This is a genomic window from Candidatus Enterococcus avicola, assembly GCF_047470845.1.
Taxonomy (GTDB): Bacteria; Bacillota; Bacilli; order Lactobacillales; family Enterococcaceae; genus Enterococcus_D; species Enterococcus_D casseliflavus.
This window is the reverse complement of record NZ_JBLGTY010000029.1, coordinates 1-23,318: the sequence shown is the minus strand read 5'-3', so window position 1 is coordinate 23,318 and position 23,318 is coordinate 1. Positions and strand designations below refer to the sequence as shown.

Sequence of the window (23,318 nt, the reverse complement as noted above, 5' to 3'; positions counted from 1 at the left end):
GAAAAAGACACATCAAGAAATGACGTTCTCTTAAAATTTATATCAACAAATTCGTTACATCCTGATTTATGGCAGAGGTTAAGAAAGAATTTCTTCTTTTTTGTCGTTACTTCAATTGAATCATCAGTGAAGCAGCATGGCTAACTCTAAAGGGCACTTGAACCATGAAATTTGAACAAAAAAAAGGAGGACTCGAAAATGATAAACGATTTTCGAGTCCTTCTTTTTTCTTGAGAGGAGAACCTAGCTTTTTATAGCTCAGATTCTTAGGTGATTTATTAATTCTTTTTTGAAAATTTTTATGACTATAAAAGCAATTATGGTCGATTCGGTCAATTCTACGGATGAAAAGAACGAATGGCTGAATAAAGAAAGGATAGCAAATAGACAGGAAGAAAAAAGGAAAATGAGACGTCTATTATTATGTCATTTGATAATGGTGTTGACATATGACAAAATAGATGGCAAAATACAGATGTAATAGCAAATGACAAATACCGTGTCGTTTGACAAAAAGGAGGAAGAAGCAATGACGCTTTATACAAAGTTGTTACATCGTGAAAAAGAAGGAAACCCGATCAAGGTAGGTGTGATTGGGGCAGGACAAATGGGCTTTGGTATGATTTCACAAATTTCAACGATTCCAGGAATGATCGTCAGTGGGATAAGCGATATCAATTTAGAAGCTGCCGATCGTGCAGCTGCTGCTTACAATGCGACAGCCCATGAGAAAATCGACATTTTGATCAGCCAAGATTTTAAAGATATTATTCATTCCGATAAAGTAGAGATAATCGTTGACGCAACCGGTGTCCCAGAGGCAGGTGCACAAATTTCTCTTGAATCACTAATGGCGAAAAAGCATCTTGTACTTTTGAATGTTGAAATCGATATTACGATCGGACCGCTGATGAATAAGCTATATGGAGCAACCGACTTGATTTATACTGGATCAGATGGTGATGAGCCAGCGGCTACGATGCAGATGTATGAATTTGCTAAAAGTATGGGGATGGAAGTGTTAGTCGCTGGTAAAGGAAAAAATAATCAATTGATGGTCCATGCCAATCCAGATACGGCAGCTGCAAAAGCTAAAGCCCAAAAAATGAGCCCGAAAATTCTAGCGTCATTTCAAGATGGAACAAAGACGATGGGGGAAATGAACTTGCTCTCTAATGCAATGGGGTTTGTCCCTGATGTTGTTGGCATGCATGGCATCAGTGCTGATTTAGATGGTACGCTCGAACAACTGACGACCAAAGAAAACGGTGGGATATTAAATAAATTTGGTGTGGTGGAATATGTTGACGGAATTGCCCCGGGTATCTTTTGTATAGTGAAAGGGCAAAACGAAGGCGTTAGTCATGAATTAGATTACCTGATGAAAAAAGGCGAGCGTGATCATCATCTTCTCTATCGGCCGTTTCATCTATGCTCATTAGAAACACCAATTACGATTGCAAGAGCTGTACTAGAGCAAGATACAGCAATCGTACCTATGGGAGCACCTGTTTCAGAAACTGTTTGTGTGACGAAAAAAGCCATCCAAGCGGGTGAGCGAATCGATGGAATCGGCGGCTTTTGCGTAAGAGGTGTCCTTGAGACCCATGAAGACATGAAAAGAAATAGTCACATTCCGATTGGTTTGATTGCTGGCGCAGTTGCCAAGCGTTCAATCAAAGATGGCGCCTTTTTAACGGTGGATGATGTGGAATTAGATGAATCAACGACTGTATATAAATTACGCAAATTACAAGACGAAACATTTGATTAAACAGTAGTTAGCTTCTCCTTTAACCGCTGATCCAGATAAGGTAAGTAGGAATAAAATAACCGTTAGCTTGTATCGAACATAGGAATCAATTACACTAAAAAGATATCAATATCACATACTTACAAAAATCGTGGTAGTTAAAGGAGAGGTTATTTATGCAAGGAATTGTGGTGCTAGGAACACTTATCGTCGTTTTACAAGGAATATTTAGTTTGTTTCAAATTCGGTATTATCAGCGCTTTGTGAAACAATTAGTCCAACGCTATAAAAATAAAAGTGGATATCAATTAAATACAGAAGTGGCCAAAAATTGGTATTCATCGGTGGTATTAGTCGTAGTAACAAATACACAGGGAAGGATCATTGAGGCGTATACGTATTCTGGCTTGACGATTTTTTCTCGTTTTACATCTTGTGAGTCATTAGTTGGTGAACAAACCTCTCAAGAGTTATTGAAGGAATGGCAAGCGAAAAAATCGTGTTTGCACCAAAAAGTGATTTTGTCCTTTTTAGACAAAAAATGAAACCGATTACTTGATTTTAGGAGGAATGAATAATGAAATATATTGAATGGTTTGGTAAAAACTTTATTGGTTTGTTTGAAGCCGGTGGAGAACAATTTATGAGTTTTATGACTGGTATTATACCGCTATTGATCGTTTTACTAACATTTACCTATTCTTTGATCGCTATTATTGGAGAGAAGCGAGTCAATAAAGCAATTCGTGCCAGTGCGAAACATCTTGTATTAAGGTACACAGTCATGCCGATTTTATCGGTCCTTTTATTAACGAATCCAATGGCATATACGTTCGGAAAATTCGTTGAGGAAGAAGAAAAACCGGCATTTTATGATGCTGTAGTTTCATTTTTGCATCCTGTAACAGGGTTATTTCCTTATGCGAATGCCGGCGAACTTTTTGTATACTTGGGGATCGCTAACGGGGTCATGAAGGCAGGGTATGATCAAGGAAGTTTAGCCGTTCGTTATTTCTTATGTGGGATTGTCGTGGTTTTCGTTAGAGGTGTGATTACGGAGAAAATCACAAAATTTTTAATGAAGCGAGAATCTGCCACAAAAACTGAAACGATTTAAAGTGTGTTGAATCGAGTATATGGGAGGAAAAGCGATGTACAGAAAGATTTTTGTAAAAAAAGGCAGCAACGGCTGGGGAAAAGGATTAGAAATTGAGCCTGAAGGGAAAAAAATCAAGATTATCTCTGTGACTGGAGGAGGAATTCATCCTGTTGCGAAAAAGATGGGCGAACTGAGTGGGGCTGAAGTCGTCGACGGTTTCTCAAATGCGATCTCAGAAGAAGAAATCATGGCAGCAGTCATCGATTGTGGTGGAACAGCACGTATCGGGGTTTATCCAATGAAGAAAATCCCAACAGTTGATGTTTTGCCATCTTCGCCTTCTGGCCCTTTAGCTAAGTTCATTACAGAAGATGTTTTCGTTTCTGGTGTCACGCCAGAGGATATCGAGTTATGTGAAAATAAAGGGGCAGTTCCTGTAGAAGAAAAAACGCTAGAGAAACAGGCGGATATTGAAACTGCAGATGCCCCAGAGTCATTTGAAGAAAAGTATGCCCAAGCAAAAGCACAGCACCAAGCACAAAATGCCCAAAAAGAGAGCATTCTCGTGAAGTTCTCTCGAGGGATAGGCAAAGTGATGGGCATTTTTTACCAAGCAGGACGCGATGCAGTTGATATGCTATTGAAAAACATTATTCCTTTCATGGCATTTATCAGCATGCTGATCGGATTTATCAATTATACAGGAGTAGGTGATCTCCTAGCACAAGCTTTAGCACCATTTTCTGATTCGATCATTGGTATGCTTTTGATTGCTTTTATTTGTAGTATGCCTTTTCTATCGCCCATTTTAGGACCTGGTGGTGTGATTGCGCAAGTCGTTGGTGTTTTGATCGGAACACAAATTGGCTTAGGCACCATTCCAGTTGCTTATGCGTTACCGGCGCTTTTTGCTATCAATGCTCAAGCAGGTTGTGATTTTATTCCGGTTGGTCTATCCCTTGGCGAAGCAAAACCTGAAACCGTGCAAGTCGGAGTCCCAGCGATCTTGTATAGCCGGGTCATTACAGGTGTGCTTGCAGTATTGATTGCTTGGGTCTTTAGCATCGGGATGTACTAATGAGAAAAAAGCAGAGAAAATCATACTTTTCTAAATGAAAAAAATTTCTACTCATTTGCAACAGAAACAAAACGTTTGTGGAAGAGCATTGCCTAGTTCTTCCAAGAGATCATGGGAGAAAACAACATCCATCCGCAGACATCAGCCAACATATTTCTAGAAAATCGCGAATTGGCTGTGTCATTTGACAATAGGTGTGGTATATTTTAATAAAAGGGTTTAGGGAGAGATGCGTGATGGATCGCACAGATGAAAAAGAGCTAGTTAAAATTGCATCGATGTACTATGAAGAAGGAAAAACCCAAGCGGAGATTGCGAAAATCATTGGTGTTTCTCGTTCTTTGGTTTCTAAAAATTTAATTGATGCGAAGGAAGCTGGCTTAGTAGAGATTTTTATTAATAGCAAAAGTGTTTATTCAGCAACACTAGAGCGAAAATTGGAACAAAAATACCAGTTGAAAAGTGCAGTTGTCGTGGATACGATGGATCTGGCAAATCATGAAGTGGACAAAATGGTCGGACGACAAGGTGCTTTGTATCTACAAAAGGTATCAAAAAAAGCTGCTAAAATCGGGATGTCTTGGGGGAAATCCCTCCGCAATTTAGTTGATAACTATCCTTTTGCCAATCAATCTGAGATCACCGTATACCCCTTGATTGGTGGGATGGGGGATGATCATGTAGATATCCACTCCAACCAATTATCGTATGATCTGGCAAGAAAAATGCGAGGACGAGCGAAGTATTTGTATGCTCCAGCGTTAGTTTCAAACCCACAAATTAAAAAGGACTTGACCGAAAACTCAACCATTCGTAGTGTCATAGCAGAAGCACGTGAAGTCGACATTGCTTTAGTCGGGGTAGCAAGTCCTTTCGAGGAAAGTACAATGGCAGAAATCGGTTATATTGATGATTCCGATATGAAAAGCCTTAAAGAAAAAGGAATCAAGGGAGACATAAATTCTCGATTTTTCGATGAAACAGGGAATGAAGTTGATTGTCAGTTGAATAAGAGTGTGATCGGTGTGAACTTAAAAGATATTAAAAAAATACCCACGGTCATCGGGATTGCTTATGGAGCAAAAAAAGTTTTACCGATAAAAATTGCACTAGAGCATCAGCTGATCAATGTCCTTGTTACAACAGATGAAGTTGCAAATGAATTGTTGCATGAAGCGTAAGTGTAAGTTATTAGGGCTCACAAAGCGTTGCAACGATCAGAACCAATAAACAAAATAGAAGCAGGTAGTCTTTCAAGAGCACTGTTTCTTACAGTCCAATTGTAAGCGTTATTTATTTAATTGAAAAGAATTCTAGGAGGATGTTCGATGTACAAAACGACAGTCACAGAAATCGGAGAATTAGTGGAAGCATTTAAAGAAGAAAGTTTATTGATCCTTTTTGGACCAAAAGCAACACCAGAATTGAGAGCGATTTCGGTCATCCATACGCATGAGGATCCAACAGAAGATGTGATTCAAGTTGGTGGGAAATTTCGTATTGGAGAAAAAGAATATGAGATCCAAGAAGTTGGATCGGCAGCAAATGCGAATTTCACTGAATTGGGGCATATCTCCATCTATTTCCGTGAGGGAGAAAATGAAGTTCTTCCAGGAGCGATTATCGTCTCGCCAAATGAGTGGCCTGATTTACACGTTGGACAAGCAATCACTTTCTAAATATTGCTTCCTCAATGATCGGAGATTTAGTTGGAATGAATCGGCCATAGCCACAATGACCTATATTAGGAGTGATTGCTATCGATCTTAGTAAAGGTTTTTTCACAAAAATGATTTGAAAAGAATAAATCAGTCATTTATTCGCTAGAAGCCAATTGTTTCTCTTATTCAATCGACCAATGCTATAATGAGAACGGATTCAGCAGTGCAGCCTACCAAAGAAAGGAAGCAAGAAAATGGCGAACAAAATGGTGTTTATTAACTTGCCTGTCACTGATATCAAACGTGCAACATCCTTTTATGAAGCGCTGGGGTTTGTAAAAAATGAAGAGTTCTCAAACGAGACCAGCAGTGGAATGGTTTGGAGTGAATCGATTTGGTTAATGCTGTTAGAACATGCGTTTTACCAACAATTTCTAAATGGTAGAAGTATTGCAGATACAAAGAAGACGAGTGGCGCATTGATCGCGTTTAGTTTTGACACACCCGAAGAAGCAAAGAATTTTGCGAAAATCGCTGAAGAAAATGGTGGACAGTCGTTCCAAGTTGATATGGGGATTCCAGAGGACATGATGGTCGGCTATGAAATCGTTGATCCTGACGGCAATCAGATTGAGTCTACTTGGATGAAAGGCTATTAGCAAAGTGCTCGTTTAAATAAAAAGGAAAAAATGGTTCAGTAGGCAGTTCCCTCAAGAAGTTAGGCTTTTGTGCTAACTTTTTGAGGGCTGCTTTTTCTTGACGGGATCCTCGAGTTTTGTAAGATTGGTCAGTACCCTTTGTCTAAATCTGAAAAAAGAGGTATGATACAAGAAAAAGGAGTGGAGACGAAGTGAAATATTCAACGAAATACAGCGACGCCATTCACATCCTCGCTTACATCCACCTCTTTAAAGGAACTGATCTATCCAGTGATCGGATCGCCCAGAGTGTTGAAACGAATCCTGCCTATGTTCGCCGGATTATGAGTGATCTGCGTATTGCAGGATTGATCGAAAGCCAAAGAGGAAAACCAAACCCTAAACTAACGAAGGAACCAAATGAGATTTCTTTGTTGGACATCTATGCGAGTGTTGAAAAAGATCAGCATCTTTTACATGCGGACAAAAAGACCAATCCCAATTGCTTGATTGGGGGGAATATCCAAACGGTATTAGAGGAAACTTACGATGTGCTGCAAAAGAAAATTGAGCAGGAAATGAGCGCTATCTCGCTACAATCCATCATTGACGGCATTCAAGTAGAAGCCAATCATTAAAAGAGTCACATGGAAGGCTGTAAAAAAAGAACTTTCACCTGCTAGGCAAATTCTTGACAGGGAAGAAAGTTTCTTTTATACTCTAGTTGTAACTTAATTAGTAACAACTGATTTTGAAAAAAAACAAAAGTAGGAAGGATGATCATTATGAAAATCGGTATTATTGGCGCAACAGGGAATGCAGGTTCAGCAATTTATCAAGAAGCAGTACAGAGAGGACACGAAGTGACTGCTATCGTGAGAAATGAAGCGAAGGCCAAAGAACAACTTGGTGAGACGGTCAAAACACTTACAAAGGATGCTTTTTCTCTCACAGAAGAAGAGCTCAGTGACTTTGATGTGCTTGTTGACGCGTTTGCGACAAGTCCTGACAAAGCTTACTTGCATGTGGATCTGGCAGCAAAATTAGTGCACCTGTTTCGAGAAAAAAACACTCGCTTGTTCTTCATCTTAGGAGCCGGCAGTTTATTCAATGAAGCGGGGGAACGTAATCTCTCTGAGTTGAAAAAAGCACCAGGAAGCGAAAGTTGGATTGCGATTCCAGAAAATCAGCTAGACGAATATCTCTTTTTAGAAACAGTCAAAAATGTCCCTTGGGTGGGGATTTCTCCTGGGAATGTCTTTCAAGAAGGACCAGCTAAACGAGCGATTTTAGGGAAAGATCACTTACTATTCAACGAACAAAAGGAATCGGTGACATCTAGCGGTACCTTAGCTAAGGCAATTATCGATGAGATCGAAACAGTACAACATGAAAACACCCGCTTTACTGTGATTGATGCCTAGTAAGTTTTCAAAGACGACTGAGAAGGAAATGCCGTGAGTAGCGTTGACTATTGGTACGAGTGGATGGATAGGCTATTTTAGGCAACAGTTCTTTTTTCACATTATTGTTTCCCATACTCAGTAATTTAGACAAGACAAATCCTCTGTCTTTGCTTATAATCAAGGACAGAGGTGAGAAAATGAATAAAAAAATCGAAGCGTATGAATTGATGCTTCTGCAATTAAAAGGATTATTAGAAGCAGAGAGTAATTGGATCGCTAATCTAGCAAACTCTTCTGCTTTATTAAATGAAACATTGGAAGATACGGTGTTTGCCGGCTACTATTTGTTTGAAGAAGGCGAACTGATCTTAGGCCCGTTCCAAGGAAGAGTATCTTGCACCAGAATCACTATGGGCAAAGGGGTTTGTGGGGAGTCAGCCGCAAAACAAACGACATTGATCGTCCCAAATGTCAAAGAACATGAGAACTATATCTCTTGTGACTCGGCAGCTATGTCTGAAATCGTTGTTCCTATGATAGCTGATGATCAATTGATTGGTGTGTTGGATATCGATAGTGGCAAAACGAACAGCTATGATGCGATCGATCAGAAATATCTTGAAGAATTTGCGGCGATCCTAGTAGCGAGTCGTAAATAAATCGTCATTTCTTAATAATTAGCAAAAAACAATATAACGTTTACAAAGCAAGTGTTCATTGAATAATGGGCACTTTTTTCATTTTTGTTTTAAATAGACATGCATATCGCTTTATTTTATTAGAATTAGATGATAAAATGATAATATAATTAGAGAAACGAGTAGTAAGGAGCGCATTATGGAAGCAGAAACAATTGTATTAGGTAAAGCATATGAATGTAAACCAGTTGGCTTAGAAAGCCGCGTTATCGGAGAAGTGGTCAGAAAAATGGAACGTTGTGGACGAGTTGTGGCAAAATACAACGAGATCTATCAACCAGCATTGGTTGAATGCTTTTCTAGCTAAGGGTTAATCCCAATCAAACGAAGCCATGCACGTAAACCAATTCCCTTAACAAAGGGGCTGTTTCTTGGAAGCAGCCTCTTTTTTTGATTCTTGGACACCGCTGCGTAGAAAAATACATGCTATAATGGGCGAGAAACTAGCAGAAAGCAGGGAGCGAAATGGAATTAGAAAAAACGGTCATTGATGACAAACAGATGCTTTTTGAATTGCCGAAGGAAGCAGGGCAACTGCAAATTGTTAAAGGAAAACTTATTGAAACAAAAGACAATACTGTCCTCTTAGCCATAAAAGAAGGCCAATTACTATCAGTAGCAGATGAGAAATCATTTGATGACAAGCAAGAATATGATCGCTTAATGATCCTTACACCACCTTGGGAGATCATGGCGCCATACTTAGCAGCCTATTACCAAGAGAAATATCATTTGTCCAATGCTTCCAACGCACCTATCGTGATTCCACAGGAACTGCAACAAGGGGTCGCTGTTTGTGCGGAACCATTTGATTGCTTGATCGATTTTCTGGGGTATGTATCCACCAGTAAAAAGGAAACGAAAGCGGTGAAAAAAGGGGGCAAGCCTCGTCATAAATGGTCAAAAGAATTACAAGATGAACCCTTTATGGTGGATTATCAAGGAAGTAAAGCAACGGTCTATTGGCAGAAACGCAACGAGGTTCGAATTGAAAAAGGCGCTACCTTGTGTCAAGAGGTTCCTTTGAACAAAGACGGCTCGGTGGGCTTTTCAGCTCGATTAGCAGAAAAGATACGGCAAGAGAATCAATCAGCGATCAAAGAGGGACGAACGATTGAAGACGTCGTATTAAAAAGTGTCAATGAGGTCGGCATGTTTCTTTACTATGGGGGGACCAATGGCTGGCTTCAATTAAAAGATCAGCAAGGAAGAACCCTGAACGAGCGAACGGTGGAATAGAAAAGAGAGATACTGAACAAGAAAGCGATCCACCAAAGCGAACGGAATCAGCTTTGGTGGATCGCTCGTATCGTTTAACTAGGAGTAGGCTCTTCATCGATCAAGACAAATTCTTGACCTGTTTTGGACAAAACAAGGCTCGGTTTTGCAGTTCCTTCCTTTTCTGCTCGATACGCATCTCGGTGCTTTTGCAGATGTTCGGGGCGTTTTAACCAAGCTTGAAATGCTTTTTTCTCAGTCCATTTTGACACCAACTGGAAAACGAGGCGGTCTTTTGATTCTGAAAACCAAGCTTCAGCAGACTGACAGCCAGCGAATGTTTTCATTGAGGCGGTATCTTTTTTCATTTTAGCTAGAAATCGTTCTTTACCTTCAGGAATTACTTCAAATGCGACGGTACGGATATACATGAAATTCCTCCTTGCTGTGAGTGATTTCATTTAGTATAGCGCTAATTGAGAATCATTGTCAATTAGCGTGGGAATTTTTACTTTTTTATCGATTTTCACTTTTTGATTAAATCTTTCAAAAGCCTTGAACAAATGAAAAAAGTACGTATAATTAATATACGTACTGAAGACTCCGAAGAGTATTGGAGAAAATGGATACTTGGGGAAGTCTTTCTTTTCTCACGTGCAATACTCTTCGTTTGTTTAGTGTACCACTCCTATTTTAAAATAGATACGTTTTTTTTACTTTCTGAGGAGATTTCTTTTATTCCTTGAGTTGAAAGGCAAAAAAGTGGGAAGGTTCTGAGAAAGCGCTATGAAGATGAAATTTATGTCTTCTTTTTTTTGTGTGAAAGGGAAGGAAAATTAAGAAAGTTTTTTTATCCATTTTACCTGCGAAATGATGTATAAGAAAGTATCATAAGTTCTGATCCCTAGAAGATCAGGACTTTTTTGTATGCTTTCTTGGCACGACTCCTTTCAACGATATTCAGCATAAAGTCGCTCTTTTCTACTTTTTACATTCAGAAGAGCGTTTCTGACACAACCATGTAACCTCTTACATTTTTTGGTCGTGTTAAATTGACAGGCTGCATAAACATGCGGTAAACTCGGTACAACAAACAGAATTTTTTGAATTATCTGAATGTTAGAAGGGGATGAGTAGAAATGGGGAAACGTAGCAAATATGCAGTATCGCTTGTGTTACTAGGCAGCTTATTTTTAGCAGCTTGTCAAAATAGCAATGAAGAAAACGAGACGGATTCATCAGCCGCTTCTTCTGCAGAGCAAGTGATCAATGTGCAATTTTCGGCAGAGATGGGCAGTGCAGATATTTCTTTAGCAACCGACTCTTACAGCTTTATCACGTTAAACAACGCCTATGAAGGTCTTTATCGCTTAGATGAAAACAATGTTCCTGTGATCGCTGGTGCAAGCGAAGACGCTGAAGTTAGTGAAGATGGGCTTTCTTACACCATTTCACTGCGGGAAGAGGCAAAATGGTCCAATGGCGATCCAGTTACTGCAGCTGATTATGTTTTTAGCTGGCAGCGAACCGTTGATCCAGCCACTGCTTCCAATTATGCTTATATGCTGGCACCCGTTAAAAACGCTACCGCTATTTCAGATGGGACGCTAGATAAAAGCGAGTTAGGGATCGAAGCAGTCAATGATTATGAATTGAAAATCACGTTAGAAAAACCGACGCCTTACTTTTTATCTTTACTGGCTTTTCCAACTTTCTTCCCGCAAAACGAGCGTGTCGTGGAAGAGTTCGGTGACCAATATGCCTTAACCAGTGAAAACGCGGCGTACAATGGACCATTCCTATTGACCAATTATGCTGGACCAGGCACCGACATCCAATGGACATTGGCGAAAAATCCCGATTATTGGGATGCTGATTCGGTCAAACTTGAAACAATTAACTTTGATGTCGTGAAAGACTCATCGACCGCTTATAACTTGTACGAAAGCGGACAAGCCGATGACATTATTTTAAGCGGTGAATTGGCGATGCAGAATGTGAATCATCCTGATTACATTGTTCAGCCTAGTGCAACCACTCAGTATTTAGAAATGAATCAAGCACCAGAAGATTCGCCTTTTCGAAATGCAAATCTGCGCCAAGCCATTTCGTATAGTATGAATCGACAACAAATCGTTGACAATATTTTAGGCAACGGCTCCTTACCGGCGGTCGGTTTTGTTCCTTCTGACCTAGCGTTTAATCCAGAGACAAAGGCTGATTTTGTCGAGGATGCGGCAACCACGTTAGCCTTTGACGAAGAAAAAGCCCAAGAATATTGGGAAAAGGCAAAAGCTGAACTGGGTATCGATACATTGTCTTTTGAACTGTTGACATCAGATACCGATCAATCGAAAAAAATGGCAGAATACATTCAAGGTACCTTGCAGCAAACACTGGATGGGCTGACTGTCGAAGTCACAAACGTTCCATTTTCTGTGCGCTTGGATCGTTCAAATAGCGGCGATTTTGAGATGGTCATGAACAACTGGATCGGGGATTATGCAGACCCAATCAACTTTTTGGAATTGTTCAAAAAAGACAGTTCCTATAATCGTGGAAAATGGCTAAATGATGATTACAATCAATTGATCGAACAAGCCTCCAATGAAAATGCTAACGATCCAGAAGCTCGTTGGGAAAATATGGTAGCAGCAGAAAAAATCTTAAACGACGACTTAGGCGTTATTCCACTCTTCCAAAGTGCTGAAGCACATCTACGGTCGCCAAAAATCAAAGGCCTCATCGTTCATAGTGTTGGCGCGGCCTATGATTATAAAAATGTCTTTGTCGAAGAATAAGGAGAAAAAAGCTCCTTTTGTCTATTCATTGTCTGACTTCGTTAAAGAGGGCAGCAGACGAGAAAAACGTTACTAGAATGTTTAGCAACTTGATAACAAGGAATAAAGCAGTTCTTTTTCTAGCAGCGAACAATGACGTATTCATTTTAGCTAGATAAGAACTGCTTTTCTTTTTGGGAGGAACACCAATGAAAATCACAGCAGTTGAAACCAAACGAATTCCGATCCAGCTGAATGCACCCTTTAAAACGGCGCTCAGAGAAGTGCACGCCGTCGAAGTGATTCGAGTGCTGCTTTTTTTTGATAATGGGATCGTTGGCATCGGAGAAGCAGCCCCTACCGAAGTGATCACCGGTGATACAAAAGAAAGTATTTTAAAAGATATCGAAACAGTCTTTGCCCCGTTCCTGTTAGGCAGAAAGGTAGATGCCCAATTGCTAGTAATGGATGAGCTTCATGCGTTGATCCAGCATCATACGAGCCCTAAAGCAGCGATTGATATCGCGTTGCATGATGCACTGGCAAAAGCGGCCAACTTGCCTCTTTATCGCTATTTAGGTGGTTCTGCCAATACACTGACAACCGATTATACGATCAGTGTTGGCTCACAGGAGCAGATGCTGCATGATGCCCAAGCGAAAGTCCAGGCGGGATTTCGCTCCTTGAAAATCAAACTAGGGGCAGGAACGATCGAAGAGGAAGTTGCGAAAATTCGCCGCATCAATGAACGCTTGGCAGGAAAGATTCCCTTTCGAATTGATGCGAATCAAGGCTGGACCAAAGAAGAAGCGGTGCAGATTTTAGACCAATGGCAAGACATTCCGATCGAGTTTGTTGAACAGCCAGTAAAAGCCCATGATTTTGCTGGACTCAGCTATGTGACTGCTCGTACGACGATTCCAATCATGGCTGATGAAAGTCTTTTTTCCTATGAGGATGCCAAACGTTTGATTGCTGAAAACTGCTGCAATTATTTGAACATTAAATTGATGAAAAGCGGCGGGATCAAAGAGGGACAAAAAATTTATCACTTGGCAAAAGAGCATCACATGCCAGTGATGGTCGGTTCGATGATTGAAGGGTATGGGGGAATGGCGGCAGCCGCCCATTTTGCCTTGGGGATGGCCGACGTCCAATTTTATGATCTGGACGTTCCTTTTATGTGGGAGACCCAAACGACTTCCCCTGAAATGCAAGGGATTCTTCAGCGTCCAGGAAGCTTGAGGGTCACCGAACGCATCGGTCTAGGAATCAACGAATAAATAGTTATGAGAGGAGCAAAGATGAAACAAATTGTTCAGGCTGGCTCTTCCTTCTTATGGAAGGAACCCAAAGAAAACAAAGTACTAGCAAAAATCAAAGCATTTCCTTTAGAAGCGCTGCACACTTTTTTGACTGATGAAGATACGATGCGGCTTTATCAGGAAAGCTTAGTGGACTCCGAAGTATTATATGGGACGATAGTAGAAGTCATCACCCAAACGGATGGTTGGTCCCATGTGATCGTCTTGGATCAAAAAAGCAATAAACACCCACTCGGGTATCCCGGTTATCTGCCGAACGAGGTATTGAAGCCATTGCCACCAGATTATGCAACAGCTAAAAGAAGGATTGGGGTGATTGCAAAAGAAGCCGTGCTTGTTTTTGACTCGACCACACGACTTGTTTCTTTTGGAACAGTTTTACCACTTGTTGGGGAAACCGCAGATTCCTATCAAGTGGCTACGCCTAATGGACCAGCAACGATCGCTAAAGCTTTTGCTCACGTCCTATCGGACACATGGGCAAAGCTCCCAGAAAAAATAATAGCCTTGGCAGAACAATTTATAAACCAGCCCTATGTCTGGGCAGGCATTAGCGGCAGTGGCTTTGATTGTTCTGGATTCATGTATTCGCTGCATCGACTTCATGGTATTTTAATCCCCCGAGATACGATCGAGCAAGCACAACAAGCAAACATCGTACCTTACAGTCAGGCACAACCAGGGGATCTGCTGTTGTTTGCTTATGAAGAAGGAAAAGGCGAAGTCCATCATGTCGGTCTATATTTGGGGGATGACGAAATGATTCATTCAAGAACACCTGGGTCACGGGTCATGAAAACCAAAATCACTGGCTCTAATTATGAACCAGAACTCGCAGTTGTGGCGCGTTATTGGCAAAACCAGCCGAATGCATCACAGGAATGCTCATGAACATTCTTTTCATGATCGTAAGGAAAGGGGCATTTGATGGGAAAAGATGACTTGCGTGTAGCAATTAAGCCTATTCTAGAAAACTATCAGACAACTTTGGAAATGGGTTTATGGATCGGTACGCCAACGGAATGTCTCATTGACTATCAGAGTCAAAAGTCGTTTTCGGCAGCGAGTATCAGTAAGCTTGTTTTGTATGCCTATTATCTTGAACAGATTATCGAAGAAAAAATCGATCCGCAACAGCTGATCGGTGTGAACGCCGTTGATCTGACAGAAGGTGCTGGGGTGATCCGTCTTTTTCCTCAGAAGAAAGGTTGGACCATCAGTGAGCTTCTCACGGCGATGATCGCCGTATCTGATAATACTGCGACCAATGTACTATTGGACTTAGTAGGGTTGCCCACGCTTCAGGCCTGGATTCAGGAGCCAGAGATTCAATTTGAACGGTATATGATGCGACCGATCAAAGACAAAGAGAACCGCTTGACCCCCTCGGCGGCTGCTAAACTACTACTAAGGTGTGTTAAACGAGAAGAAGCTGCACTAGGGTTTTCACCCTTAAATCAGCAGCAATTTCAAGAAGGATTAGCGGGAAATTTTGCGGAAACTGCGCATCCTGCTTGCCGCATTTTTAATAAGACAGGCCGTCTTGACCGCATCGAACACGATGTAGCGTATTTACAAGCCAATGAAACGACGATCATCATTGCGGCATTTTCCTATGATAAAACCGGTAGTGGTCAAGGGATCAGTTGGCTAAGAGAAATTGGTCAAACAGTCTATCAGCAATATTTTTAAATAAAATGCGCTGCGTATCGCTCCTCACTTAGAGGCACTTGATCCGCAGCGTATTAATTATTTACAACAATAAAATCCCCCATATCATAGCGGTGCCGTGATTGGGAAAATTCAAAAGGCGTCCCATCGCCGAGGTAAACCGTTTGCTCAACTTCTAAAATGGGATCGGTGGCAGCACAAGCTAAGTATTGCTGGTCATAGGTGTCTGCACGATCCGCTTTGATACGACGGACAGATGTTCCAATCGAAGAGTGGAGTTGGTTCGTGATGTAGCTATAGACTGAAGAGGATAAGACTTCTTCGGTAATGCCAGGAATGACATGAAGCGGCATGATGGTATACTCTAAAACAACGGGTACATCGTCAAATAGACGCAGACGAACGATATCATAAATTTGCTGGTCACTGCGAATTTTTAGTTTTTCTTGTTCTTTCTCATCGGGAAAAAGAATGGCAAAAGAAATGATCTTGCTGGTGATTTTTCCTGTCTCTCCAAGGCGCTTCGTCAGTCCGCGATTGATCTTGGCGTTGTAATCGAAGGTTGAATAGGAATCACTGATAAACGTACCCGTGCCTTTTTTACCGTAAATAATGCCTTCCATTTGTAAAATATTCAATGCTTTTTGAATCGTCACGCGGCTCGTTTGATAATTCGCAGCCAGTTCGGATTGCTTCGGCAATTTTTTCTCTTCTTCGTAAAACCCGTGATTGATTTTGCTCCGTAAATCGGCAGCGATGTCATGGTAGTTCGCCATTTGCTTCACCTCAAAATAATAATAAGTGATAAAACGAAGTATGTAAACTTGGAGCTTTACATACCCTGTTTTGAAGGCTTTTCCTGCGTTTACATTCTTCAGGAAATGAATTACATTTGTAATGTAATCGTTTTCTAACAATTGAAGAATAGGGGTATAGGAGGGAGTTTTATGCAAGGATTTATGGATCGACTCGCTGACGTTTTAGGAAAGTTTGCCAATAGGATCAATAATTTACGCTACATCATGGTCATTAAAAATGCCTTTGCTGCTTTGATTCCAGTAATCATTACAGGGGCGTTTGGTACATTGTTTTCAGCAATGGTTTTTGATGCTGAAAATGGATTGGCACAAATCGAGGCACTGCGCTTTTTAGAAAGTTTAAAACCGATCTCATCTGCGGTCAGTTATGTGACGTTGAGTTTCTTAACGATCTATGCAGTGTTTCTGATTGGGATTGAGCTAGCAAAATTAAATAAGATTTCTGGGGTCTTTCCAGGAATCATCGCAGTGATGTCTTATCTTTCTGTTAATCCAATGATCTTTGAATTTTTGCACGAAGATGCGACGGTGGTTGCCGAAAACGTGCTGGCTAAGCAATATACTGACACGAAAGGCCTATTTTTAGGCATGTTCGTTGCGATCGTTTCCATCGAGCTTTATGCGTGGTTAGGAAGACAAAAACGGCTGCAGATCACGATGCCTGATAGTGTTCCTGGGAATGTTTCGGCAAGTTTTTCGGCATTGTTTCCAACGATTTTCACCGTGACCATCATCGCCACCGCTGGTTTTGCTATCAAAGCACTCACAGGGATGTATGCTTACGATATCATCTACAATGTCGTCCAACGACCACTGGAAGGGATCGTCCAAGGATTACCAGGTATCTTGTTGTTGATGTTTATCGCACAAGTTTTTTGGGTCATCGGGATTCATGGGAACCAGATGGTCAAACCCATTCGCGAACCATTGTTGCTGGCAGCAATCGCTGTCAATACGGAAGCTTTTGAAGCTGGAAAAGAAGTACCCAATATTATTACGATGCCGTTTTGGGATATGTATATGAGTATGGGCGGCTCTGGGGTTACGATTGGGTTGCTGATTGCGATTTTGATCGTCGGCAAACGGGAGGACATGCGCCAAATCACTAAATTGTCATTAGCACCTGGGATTTTCAATATCAATGAGCCAGTGATCTTCGGAATGCCAATTATGCTGAATCCCATTTTGGCGATTCCCTTTATCCTGACACCGTTAGTAACAGGAACGATTGGGTACGTGGCGACAAGTCTAGGCTTTGCCGCTAAAGCGGTGGTAATGGTCCCATGGCCGATGCCACCGATCGTCAATGCTTATCTAGCTACTGCTGGGGATATCGGAGCTGTGATCACGCAAGTTATCTGTATTGTCGTGGCGATTTTGATCTATCTACCTTTTGTTTTGGTAATGAATCGTACGACCAATGAAGTTGCATAAAGGAGTTTTAAAAAAATGGTAAAAATACCTGAAACATTTATTTTAGGGGCTGCTTCGTCTGCTTGGCAGACAGAAGGCTGGCAAGGAAAGAAAGAAGGGCAAGATTCGTATCTCGACCGCTGGTACAAAGAAGAACGATTTGTCTGGCATAATGGCTACGGGCCGGCTGTTGCGACGAATTTTATGGAAAAGTTTTCAGAGGATGTTGAACTGATGCAGGAGGTTCATTTGACCCATTACCGAACATCGATCAACTGGGCGCGCTTCTTTACCGACCATGAACAGCTGATCGTTGATGAAGATTATGCTGCTCATATCGATCAGCTTATCGACCAATTGCTTGCGGCTGGGGTCGAACCGATGCTTTGTTTGGAACATTATGAACTGCCAGCTAGTTTGATGGATGCCTATGATGGCTGGAGCTCGCGGAAAGTGGTCGATCTATATACCCGTTATGCCGAAATCGCCTTCGAGCGTTACGGTGATCGAGTCAAACAGTGGTTTACCTTCAATGAGCCGATCGTTATTCAGACTCGTTGCTATCTCGATGCGATCCGCTGGCCCCATGAGCAAAACACAAAAAAATGGATGCTTTGGAATTATCACAAAGTATTGGCATCCGCCCAAGCGGTGGCTGTCTATCATGAAAAAGGCTATGAGGGGCGCATCGGTTGTGTGCTAAATCCAGAAATGGTTTACGCACGCTCTTCCTCACCAGAGGATCAAAACGCGCAAAAAATGTACGATCTTTTTTTTAACCGAATCTTTTTTGATCCAATGGTTAAGGGGCATTATCCAGATGAACTTATCACACTTTGCCAAACCTATGACATCTACTTTGATCCGACAGAAGAAGATTTGGAAACGATCCGCACCCATACGGTGGATTTCTTAGGTGTCAATCAGTACTACCCGAAACGCGTGCGGGCACCACGATATCAATGGCATTCGGATACACCATTTCATCCAGAAATGTTTTATGAGACCTTTGATTTGCCAGGAAAACAAATGAATAACTCCCGTGGCTGGGAAATCTATCCGAAGGTCATGTACGATATGGCCAATTATCTTAAGGAGAATTATGGCAATATTCCATGGCTGATCACTGAAAATGGTATGGGGCGGGAAAATGAAGAACAGTATATGGATGCCACAGGTCAAGTCCAAGATGACTATCGGATTCAGTTTATTACCGAACATCTTTACTGGCTGCTAAAAGCCGTCGAGGAAGGCGCCAACTGCGAAGGCTATATGCTTTGGGCATTTACCGATTGTGTTTCACCTATGAATGCGTTCAAAAACCGCTATGGTCTTGTACGAGTCGAGCTAAATGAAGAACGGACTCGGTCATTAAAAAAATCAGCCGCTTGGTATCGTTCCCTGATTGATGAACGGTGGCTTCCATTTGAAGAAAAACCATTGATTCTGTAATAAAAACCCACGTTGATTTCCTCATTCTAAAGGAAATCAGCGTGGGTTTTCAGTTAAAAGGGTTGTTTATGAGGAGCAAGTTTCTCCCAGTCAAAGGTGACACCAATCCCTGGTTCTTCTGGGGCAATCGCACAGCCATCGGATGGATCGATCACTAACGGTCTCGTGGTGTATTGATCGATTGGGAAACTGTGCATTTCGAGATACCCAGCATTAGGCATCGCTGCTAGTAGACTAACGTGCAATTCTTGCATGCCATGTGTAGAAACAGATAAGTTACTTGTTTGTGTTAAGGCAGCAATTTTCAACCAGCCGGTGATCCCACCGCAATTGGAAGCGTCGGGTTGCGGAAAATCGACATTGCCATATTTGATCATATGAGCAAATTCGATAGGGGTGCGCAAGTTTTCTCCGCCTGCCACCGCAATTTGCCCTTCTTTAGCGATACGAGCGTAGCCTTCGTAATCTTCGGGGATCGTTGGTTCTTCAAGGAACAAAATGTCATAAGGCGCCATCAGTTTGGCGGCTTTGATCGCTTTTTCAACAGACCAGCTCATGTTGGCATCCACCATAAAGACAACATCGGGCCCAATCAATTCTCTGACCGCTTTTATTCGAGCAATATCTTCGGCAAGTGTTTTTTGTCCCAATTTGATTTTGACCGCTTTTAATCCCATGTCTAAATATTTTTGATTATTGGCTAAGAGTTTTTCAAGAGGAAAGTTTAGATCAATCGCACCACCATAGCATTTTACTTTGTTGCTTGCGCCGCCTAAAAGTTTGTAGAGGGGTTCTTGTGCTTTTTTCGCACGTAAGTCCCACAAGGCGATATCACAAGCCGCAATGGCGAAACTTGCTAAACCGCCTCTGGCAACATAGTGGATTCCCCAGTTCATCTGATCCCACAAGGCTTCCACACATGCTGGATCTTTCCCTAAAAGGATCGCTTTTAGTTCTTTATCGATCAGTTTGGCGATCGATTCGCCACCGAAGCCACCAGTATACGTATAGCCGACCCCTTCACGTCCATCATCAGTAACGATCTTGACGATAGGCACTTCAAAGTGGGTGTGTAAGCCATGCTTCGCATCTTCCATGATTTCTGGAAGAGGTATCCGATAATACGCTGTTTGTACATCTGTAATTTTTGCCATTAAAAATCCTCCTCAAATTAATGTTCACGTGTGCATTTTAATGTTAACGTTTGCATAACCATGGTAGCATGGGAAGGCGAGATTGACAAGGCTGAATTTCCTCAAATTCAAAACTTTAAAAGAAGGAGGATCGTTATCGAAGGGATCGCATCTCATCAACTGATGCTTCATGGAACCATTTAGAATATAAACAGATATAGGGAATATTAGCTAGAAATGAAGTGAAACCCCTATAAATTGTCACAAAATAGCATTTTGTTTATTTTTAAAGCATAGTTATTGAATAAAAATCATTTTTGTATTATGATTATCTTAACAACGAGCAATGAAGAGTACTGGGGCAAATGAAAGCTTGGGGAAGTCTTTTATTTGGGATACCCAGTACTCTTATCTTTGTTAAACGACAAGTGAAATACAAAAGAACGACTGAACTTCTTTGGTTCAGTCGTTCTTTTGTATTTCATAAAGCGAGCGAAAGTAACTTGTCGTAAGGAAGAACAAGTTTTTCTCAATTGACAAAGGAATAATCATTGGCGGTTAAAACAGTACGAGCTTGTTCTACCTGATGTTCCTTGATTAAAATATAATCAGTATTGAAGGTAGAAACAGCAAAAATACTGATTGACTCCTCGGCTAGAAGGGAAGAGATTTTTGCAATAATGCCAATTAAGCTAAAATCCAGCACACCAATTATTTTCATCGCTTTCCATCCATCTTCTCTGTTTAGTGTTTCAGCTGGAACCTTTGCCGTTGGTAACACCAAAGAAAGTTCTTCTGACGTATGGGCAAAAAATAGAGGAACGATCTTCAGTATCGAAGGATCAATACGCTCTACTTGGATGACAGAAAAAGAGGGTGCCAATAAGGTCAGTTTCATTTAATCACGTCCTTCGTTTGATGCAATCATCATATCAAAGGATAAGAAAGAAGGGAAGGCGATTATCATTTGATCACGTATGATTCTAAGCGTTGTGTCGTTTCTGCGAGACGTAACAGACGGGTAGATTCTATACAGAAGAAAATAAGCGGTTAAAAATGTTCCATTATTAGAATAAATAAGCAAAGTAAGCGATCATTTATCGCTTGATGTGAGCTCAAGCTATCGTTTTGCTATTAAACTTTTCTTCGAGTTTTTAAATCACCAATCTGGAGTTCCAGTTTTTCGAGGGAGCTACCAAAGTCTGTGAGAAAGACATGAAATAATAAGGAGCAGGTATGATAATCTCGGATGATTTTCTGCTTATTAGCTGGTCTTTTTTTGTCACTGAAAAATTTTTCTAATACACAGAGTGGTTCTTGCCAAGATCTCAATTGCTCCAAAGTATCTCCTAAACCATATATGTCCTGGTAGCTAATTTCTTTTACCGGCTGCTTATTACTCGTCTTAATGCCAATCTTTTCTATTTCTTTCAAAGTAACACCTCCATTCTGTTTTTATTGGTGTTCTTATAGACACCACCTTGGGTTCTATTTTACTATATGATGTCCTTATGAACAACATCTGCTTGCAGAAAAAGGTGGCTAATACATGAACAGAAAAATAGAAATAGGCTTGAAAGAGCTTGTAAAAAGCCGAGGAATTTCTCTAAGAGAGTTAGCACGCTTATCTGATATTGAACCTTCGATTATTAATAAGCTGGCAAATGGCAAACGAGAAAAAGTTTACCTTCAACATATTGAAAGAATCGCTAATGCATTGGAAATTGACGATATTTCAGAAATTATCAGACTCACAAAAAAATAACTTTTAAAAAGTAGAACAAGACAAAAAGAGAACACTTAGAATAGCAACACTGTACAACGTGACTACTCTAAGGTTCTCTTTATTTTTATATTCTTTAGAGAGGGAAGAAGACGACTAAGAAGGATCGTTAACCATCAAGACCGCATCACCTCAAGCCCATCAATTTGGGGAAAAGCATCACCACAAGCAGTAAGTATATACAACCGATAAAGTTCTTTAATATGATAGTTAACGGGTATCAAATACTGGCATGAGTAAAGAACAGAAAGCAGTTGGACTAATCCCATTTTCCTTCTTTAGTTTGCACTCTAAGAAAGGAGCATACCATTTATTCTTTTTCAGCACCACAACTGTTACACTTGTATTCTTCGGGAGCATTCGTACTATTACAATAAAGGCATTTCCATTCTTGTTTTACAACCTCTTCTTTAGGTGTAAATTTATCCAATAAAGACATAGTCATCTTGCCGAATTTTTTACCGATCCCATTTTTCTTCGTTTCATCCAAAATAAGCTGATTGCTTCGATAATCAATGTGGGCATTTTTAAAAAGTAGAAATTCCCAATTCGAGTTATTCCCTTTTTTTATCATTTTTTCAACTAAATTTATCACTTCATGAAGGTCAAGACGAGTTATTTCAGAGATTTCCTCTAAGGAATAGATTTCTGAAGTAGTTATGATTGATTTTATTTGTGTCTCATATTTCTTAGCAGTAAAAATATTCAATATCTTTTTTCCTTTCCTATATAGATAAATTTTTGTTAAAAAGAGCTTAGATGTATTTACTGAAGCTCAATTTGGATCAAACGAAGAGGATTCGTTGATATCAACTTGATACACTTATAAAGGTCCTTGGACTGCTTTTCTTTTGTAAGGATCTGTATGTTGTACAAAAGAGTGCTTAGAGTCCCTTCTATCTAAAAAACATAATAAAATGGGTTGGGTAGCTGGATTTATGCAGGATGGCTAACACGAAAGCTATAAAAGGACAGTTTTAGGACGTATTAACATCGGAATGAGTTTAACATTCCGATGAATTAATGTCAATATTCTTAAAAAAATAAGAGTGAAAACACTTGCATTAAATAATATATAAAGGTGTTAAGAGAGGAAACAAACGTGGCATCCGATGAATGTCCTAGATAAGCCGATACGCTATCTAGACCTTTGTGGTAATTTCAATATCAGTAAACGAAGTAGAGAGTTTTCTGATTAATAAATGAAGATAGAAACTTTCTCAAGAGATATTCCATTACATAGATAGTTTAGGTAGCTGAAGTAATTTTTTTATGTCCAGACTGATAGGAGATAGAACAATTATCTTTAAAATAAAGGTTCTACAATATTTAGTGTTGGTGGAAAATCTACGGATTTTCTACTGACACTTTTTTTATAAAAAAAGATAGCAA

The 23,318-nt window shown here is 40.5% G+C and carries 25 protein-coding genes; 19 read left to right on the top strand and 6 right to left on the bottom strand.

Features of this window, described 5'->3' with window-relative positions; translation table 11 throughout:
- Positions 1 to 529: 529 nt before the first annotated feature.
- The 12 genes from ACI3E5_RS16075 to ACI3E5_RS16020 all read left to right on the top strand — a co-directional run bounded on the left by ACI3E5_RS16075 (position 530) and on the right by ACI3E5_RS16020 (position 9,572).
- Complete coding sequence (locus ACI3E5_RS16075) at positions 530 to 1,774, top strand: NAD(P)H-dependent oxidoreductase (protein ID WP_498822101.1); 1,245 nt, start codon at positions 530 to 532, stop codon at positions 1,772 to 1,774.
- A 155-nt stretch (positions 1,775 to 1,929) separates the two neighbouring features.
- On the top strand, positions 1,930 to 2,298 hold the full coding sequence (locus ACI3E5_RS16070; RefSeq protein WP_325845694.1) for a transcriptional regulator GutM: 369 nt from the start codon (positions 1,930 to 1,932) through the stop codon (positions 2,296 to 2,298).
- A gap of 32 nt (positions 2,299 to 2,330) precedes the next feature.
- Positions 2,331 to 2,870 carry a PTS glucitol/sorbitol transporter subunit IIC gene (gene srlA, locus ACI3E5_RS16065; RefSeq protein WP_005237225.1) on the top strand — a complete coding sequence of 180 codons (540 nt, stop codon included), beginning with the start codon at positions 2,331 to 2,333 and terminating at the stop codon, positions 2,868 to 2,870.
- 34 nt (positions 2,871 to 2,904) lie between these two features.
- Complete coding sequence (gene srlE / locus ACI3E5_RS16060; RefSeq protein WP_325845693.1) at positions 2,905 to 3,930, top strand: PTS glucitol/sorbitol transporter subunit IIB; 1,026 nt, start codon at positions 2,905 to 2,907, stop codon at positions 3,928 to 3,930.
- 236 nt (positions 3,931 to 4,166) lie between these two features.
- A complete protein-coding gene (locus tag ACI3E5_RS16055; RefSeq protein WP_325845691.1) occupies positions 4,167 to 5,111 on the top strand; it encodes a sugar-binding transcriptional regulator in 945 nt (314 codons plus the stop codon).
- A gap of 147 nt (positions 5,112 to 5,258) precedes the next feature.
- Positions 5,259 to 5,609, top strand: a complete 351-nt coding sequence (locus ACI3E5_RS16050) for a PTS glucitol/sorbitol transporter subunit IIA (protein WP_015510125.1) — start codon at positions 5,259 to 5,261, stop codon at positions 5,607 to 5,609.
- A gap of 236 nt (positions 5,610 to 5,845) precedes the next feature.
- Positions 5,846 to 6,250 carry a VOC family protein gene (locus tag ACI3E5_RS16045; RefSeq protein ID WP_325845690.1) on the top strand — a complete coding sequence of 135 codons (405 nt, stop codon included), beginning with the start codon at positions 5,846 to 5,848 and terminating at the stop codon, positions 6,248 to 6,250.
- Between the two features lie 191 nt (positions 6,251 to 6,441).
- Positions 6,442 to 6,867 carry an Rrf2 family transcriptional regulator gene (locus ACI3E5_RS16040; RefSeq protein WP_010749722.1) on the top strand — a complete coding sequence of 142 codons (426 nt, stop codon included), beginning with the start codon at positions 6,442 to 6,444 and terminating at the stop codon, positions 6,865 to 6,867.
- Positions 6,868 to 7,005: 138 nt separating this feature from the next.
- Entirely contained in the window at positions 7,006 to 7,653 is a 648-nt protein-coding gene (locus ACI3E5_RS16035; protein ID WP_325845688.1) for an NAD(P)H-binding protein, read from the top strand.
- A 179-nt stretch (positions 7,654 to 7,832) separates the two neighbouring features.
- Positions 7,833 to 8,294 carry a free L-methionine (R)-S-oxide reductase MsrC gene (locus tag ACI3E5_RS16030; RefSeq protein ID WP_074536031.1) on the top strand — a complete coding sequence of 154 codons (462 nt, stop codon included), beginning with the start codon at positions 7,833 to 7,835 and terminating at the stop codon, positions 8,292 to 8,294.
- A gap of 178 nt (positions 8,295 to 8,472) precedes the next feature.
- On the top strand, positions 8,473 to 8,640 hold the full coding sequence (locus ACI3E5_RS16025) for a hypothetical protein (protein ID WP_325845687.1): 168 nt from the start codon (positions 8,473 to 8,475) through the stop codon (positions 8,638 to 8,640).
- 158 nt (positions 8,641 to 8,798) lie between these two features.
- Positions 8,799 to 9,572 (top strand): hypothetical protein, encoded by a 774-nt coding sequence (locus ACI3E5_RS16020; protein ID WP_325845686.1) that lies wholly within the window; start codon positions 8,799 to 8,801, stop codon positions 9,570 to 9,572.
- Between the two features lie 74 nt (positions 9,573 to 9,646).
- Here the strand turns inward: ACI3E5_RS16020 and ACI3E5_RS16015 are convergent, their stop codons facing one another.
- Positions 9,647 to 9,982, bottom strand: a complete 336-nt coding sequence (locus tag ACI3E5_RS16015; protein WP_081116493.1) for an antibiotic biosynthesis monooxygenase family protein — start codon at positions 9,980 to 9,982, stop codon at positions 9,647 to 9,649.
- A gap of 708 nt (positions 9,983 to 10,690) precedes the next feature.
- On the opposite strand from ACI3E5_RS16015, the gene ACI3E5_RS16010 reads away from it, so the two are divergent.
- The 4 genes from ACI3E5_RS16010 to ACI3E5_RS15995 all read left to right on the top strand — a co-directional run bounded on the left by ACI3E5_RS16010 (position 10,691) and on the right by ACI3E5_RS15995 (position 15,348).
- A complete protein-coding gene (locus tag ACI3E5_RS16010) occupies positions 10,691 to 12,352 on the top strand; it encodes a peptide ABC transporter substrate-binding protein (RefSeq protein ID WP_325845685.1) in 1,662 nt (553 codons plus the stop codon).
- 188 nt (positions 12,353 to 12,540) lie between these two features.
- Positions 12,541 to 13,614 carry a dipeptide epimerase gene (locus ACI3E5_RS16005; protein WP_325845683.1) on the top strand — a complete coding sequence of 358 codons (1,074 nt, stop codon included), beginning with the start codon at positions 12,541 to 12,543 and terminating at the stop codon, positions 13,612 to 13,614.
- 21 nt (positions 13,615 to 13,635) lie between these two features.
- The gene (locus ACI3E5_RS16000) at positions 13,636 to 14,547 is read left to right on the top strand and encodes a C40 family peptidase (RefSeq protein ID WP_288723413.1); all 912 of its coding nucleotides are present in this window, start codon (positions 13,636 to 13,638) and stop codon (positions 14,545 to 14,547) included.
- Between the two features lie 36 nt (positions 14,548 to 14,583).
- Positions 14,584 to 15,348: a serine hydrolase gene (locus ACI3E5_RS15995; protein WP_325845680.1), complete on the top strand. Its 765-nt coding sequence runs from the start codon at positions 14,584 to 14,586 to the stop codon at positions 15,346 to 15,348.
- Between the two features lie 53 nt (positions 15,349 to 15,401).
- On the opposite strand, the gene ACI3E5_RS15990 is transcribed toward ACI3E5_RS15995, so the two are convergent.
- Positions 15,402 to 16,103 (bottom strand): GntR family transcriptional regulator, encoded by a 702-nt coding sequence (locus tag ACI3E5_RS15990; protein WP_325845679.1) that lies wholly within the window; start codon positions 16,101 to 16,103, stop codon positions 15,402 to 15,404.
- A 171-nt stretch (positions 16,104 to 16,274) separates the two neighbouring features.
- On the opposite strand from ACI3E5_RS15990, the gene ACI3E5_RS15985 reads away from it, so the two are divergent.
- Both ACI3E5_RS15985 and ACI3E5_RS15980 read left to right on the top strand, forming a co-directional pair.
- Positions 16,275 to 17,579: a PTS sugar transporter subunit IIC gene (locus ACI3E5_RS15985; protein ID WP_015510115.1), complete on the top strand. Its 1,305-nt coding sequence runs from the start codon at positions 16,275 to 16,277 to the stop codon at positions 17,577 to 17,579.
- 15 nt (positions 17,580 to 17,594) lie between these two features.
- A complete protein-coding gene (locus ACI3E5_RS15980) occupies positions 17,595 to 19,010 on the top strand; it encodes a glycoside hydrolase family 1 protein (RefSeq protein WP_086293025.1) in 1,416 nt (471 codons plus the stop codon).
- A gap of 53 nt (positions 19,011 to 19,063) precedes the next feature.
- Here ACI3E5_RS15980 and ACI3E5_RS15975 read toward each other — a convergent pair whose 3' ends face one another.
- From ACI3E5_RS15975 to ACI3E5_RS15965, 3 genes are all read right to left on the bottom strand, one after another.
- Entirely contained in the window at positions 19,064 to 20,164 is a 1,101-nt protein-coding gene (locus ACI3E5_RS15975; RefSeq protein WP_081116486.1) for a mandelate racemase/muconate lactonizing enzyme family protein, read from the bottom strand.
- Positions 20,165 to 20,672: 508 nt separating this feature from the next.
- Positions 20,673 to 21,041, bottom strand: a complete 369-nt coding sequence (locus ACI3E5_RS15970; protein ID WP_010749708.1) for an ACT domain-containing protein — start codon at positions 21,039 to 21,041, stop codon at positions 20,673 to 20,675.
- Between the two features lie 236 nt (positions 21,042 to 21,277).
- Entirely contained in the window at positions 21,278 to 21,577 is a 300-nt protein-coding gene (locus tag ACI3E5_RS15965) for a hypothetical protein (protein WP_498822103.1), read from the bottom strand.
- Positions 21,578 to 21,692: 115 nt separating this feature from the next.
- Between ACI3E5_RS15965 and ACI3E5_RS15960 the strand changes: the two genes are divergently transcribed.
- Positions 21,693 to 21,908, top strand: a complete 216-nt coding sequence (locus ACI3E5_RS15960; protein WP_074933564.1) for a helix-turn-helix domain-containing protein — start codon at positions 21,693 to 21,695, stop codon at positions 21,906 to 21,908.
- Positions 21,909 to 22,236: 328 nt separating this feature from the next.
- Here the strand turns inward: ACI3E5_RS15960 and ACI3E5_RS15955 are convergent, their stop codons facing one another.
- Positions 22,237 to 22,635 (bottom strand): hypothetical protein, encoded by a 399-nt coding sequence (locus ACI3E5_RS15955; RefSeq protein ID WP_151195456.1) that lies wholly within the window; start codon positions 22,633 to 22,635, stop codon positions 22,237 to 22,239.
- Positions 22,636 to 23,318 lie beyond the last annotated feature (683 nt).

Coding starts and splice junctions, on each gene's coding strand:
- ACI3E5_RS16015 (WP_081116493.1), bottom strand. CDS start 9,982: ATGTATATCCGTACCGTCGCATTTGAAGTAATTCCTGAAGGTAAAGAA.
- ACI3E5_RS15990 (WP_325845679.1), bottom strand. CDS start 16,103: ATGGCGAACTACCATGACATCGCTGCCGATTTACGGAGCAAAATCAAT.
- ACI3E5_RS15985 (WP_015510115.1), top strand. CDS start 16,275: ATGCAAGGATTTATGGATCGACTCGCTGACGTTTTAGGAAAGTTTGCC.
- ACI3E5_RS15960 (WP_074933564.1), top strand. CDS start 21,693: ATGAACAGAAAAATAGAAATAGGCTTGAAAGAGCTTGTAAAAAGCCGA.
- ACI3E5_RS16005 (WP_325845683.1), top strand. CDS start 12,541: ATGAAAATCACAGCAGTTGAAACCAAACGAATTCCGATCCAGCTGAAT.
- ACI3E5_RS16075 (WP_498822101.1), top strand. CDS start 530: ATGACGCTTTATACAAAGTTGTTACATCGTGAAAAAGAAGGAAACCCG.
- srlA (WP_005237225.1), top strand. CDS start 2,331: ATGAAATATATTGAATGGTTTGGTAAAAACTTTATTGGTTTGTTTGAA.
- ACI3E5_RS16025 (WP_325845687.1), top strand. CDS start 8,473: ATGGAAGCAGAAACAATTGTATTAGGTAAAGCATATGAATGTAAACCA.
- ACI3E5_RS16020 (WP_325845686.1), top strand. CDS start 8,799: ATGGAATTAGAAAAAACGGTCATTGATGACAAACAGATGCTTTTTGAA.
- ACI3E5_RS16010 (WP_325845685.1), top strand. CDS start 10,691: ATGGGGAAACGTAGCAAATATGCAGTATCGCTTGTGTTACTAGGCAGC.
- ACI3E5_RS15970 (WP_010749708.1), bottom strand. CDS start 21,041: ATGAAACTGACCTTATTGGCACCCTCTTTTTCTGTCATCCAAGTAGAG.
- ACI3E5_RS15995 (WP_325845680.1), top strand. CDS start 14,584: ATGGGAAAAGATGACTTGCGTGTAGCAATTAAGCCTATTCTAGAAAAC.
- ACI3E5_RS16030 (WP_074536031.1), top strand. CDS start 7,833: ATGAATAAAAAAATCGAAGCGTATGAATTGATGCTTCTGCAATTAAAA.
- ACI3E5_RS16070 (WP_325845694.1), top strand. CDS start 1,930: ATGCAAGGAATTGTGGTGCTAGGAACACTTATCGTCGTTTTACAAGGA.
- ACI3E5_RS16055 (WP_325845691.1), top strand. CDS start 4,167: ATGGATCGCACAGATGAAAAAGAGCTAGTTAAAATTGCATCGATGTAC.
- ACI3E5_RS16000 (WP_288723413.1), top strand. CDS start 13,636: ATGAAACAAATTGTTCAGGCTGGCTCTTCCTTCTTATGGAAGGAACCC.
- srlE (WP_325845693.1), top strand. CDS start 2,905: ATGTACAGAAAGATTTTTGTAAAAAAAGGCAGCAACGGCTGGGGAAAA.
- ACI3E5_RS15980 (WP_086293025.1), top strand. CDS start 17,595: ATGGTAAAAATACCTGAAACATTTATTTTAGGGGCTGCTTCGTCTGCT.
- ACI3E5_RS16035 (WP_325845688.1), top strand. CDS start 7,006: ATGATCATTATGAAAATCGGTATTATTGGCGCAACAGGGAATGCAGGT.
- ACI3E5_RS16050 (WP_015510125.1), top strand. CDS start 5,259: ATGTACAAAACGACAGTCACAGAAATCGGAGAATTAGTGGAAGCATTT.
- ACI3E5_RS15975 (WP_081116486.1), bottom strand. CDS start 20,164: ATGGCAAAAATTACAGATGTACAAACAGCGTATTATCGGATACCTCTT.
- ACI3E5_RS16045 (WP_325845690.1), top strand. CDS start 5,846: ATGGCGAACAAAATGGTGTTTATTAACTTGCCTGTCACTGATATCAAA.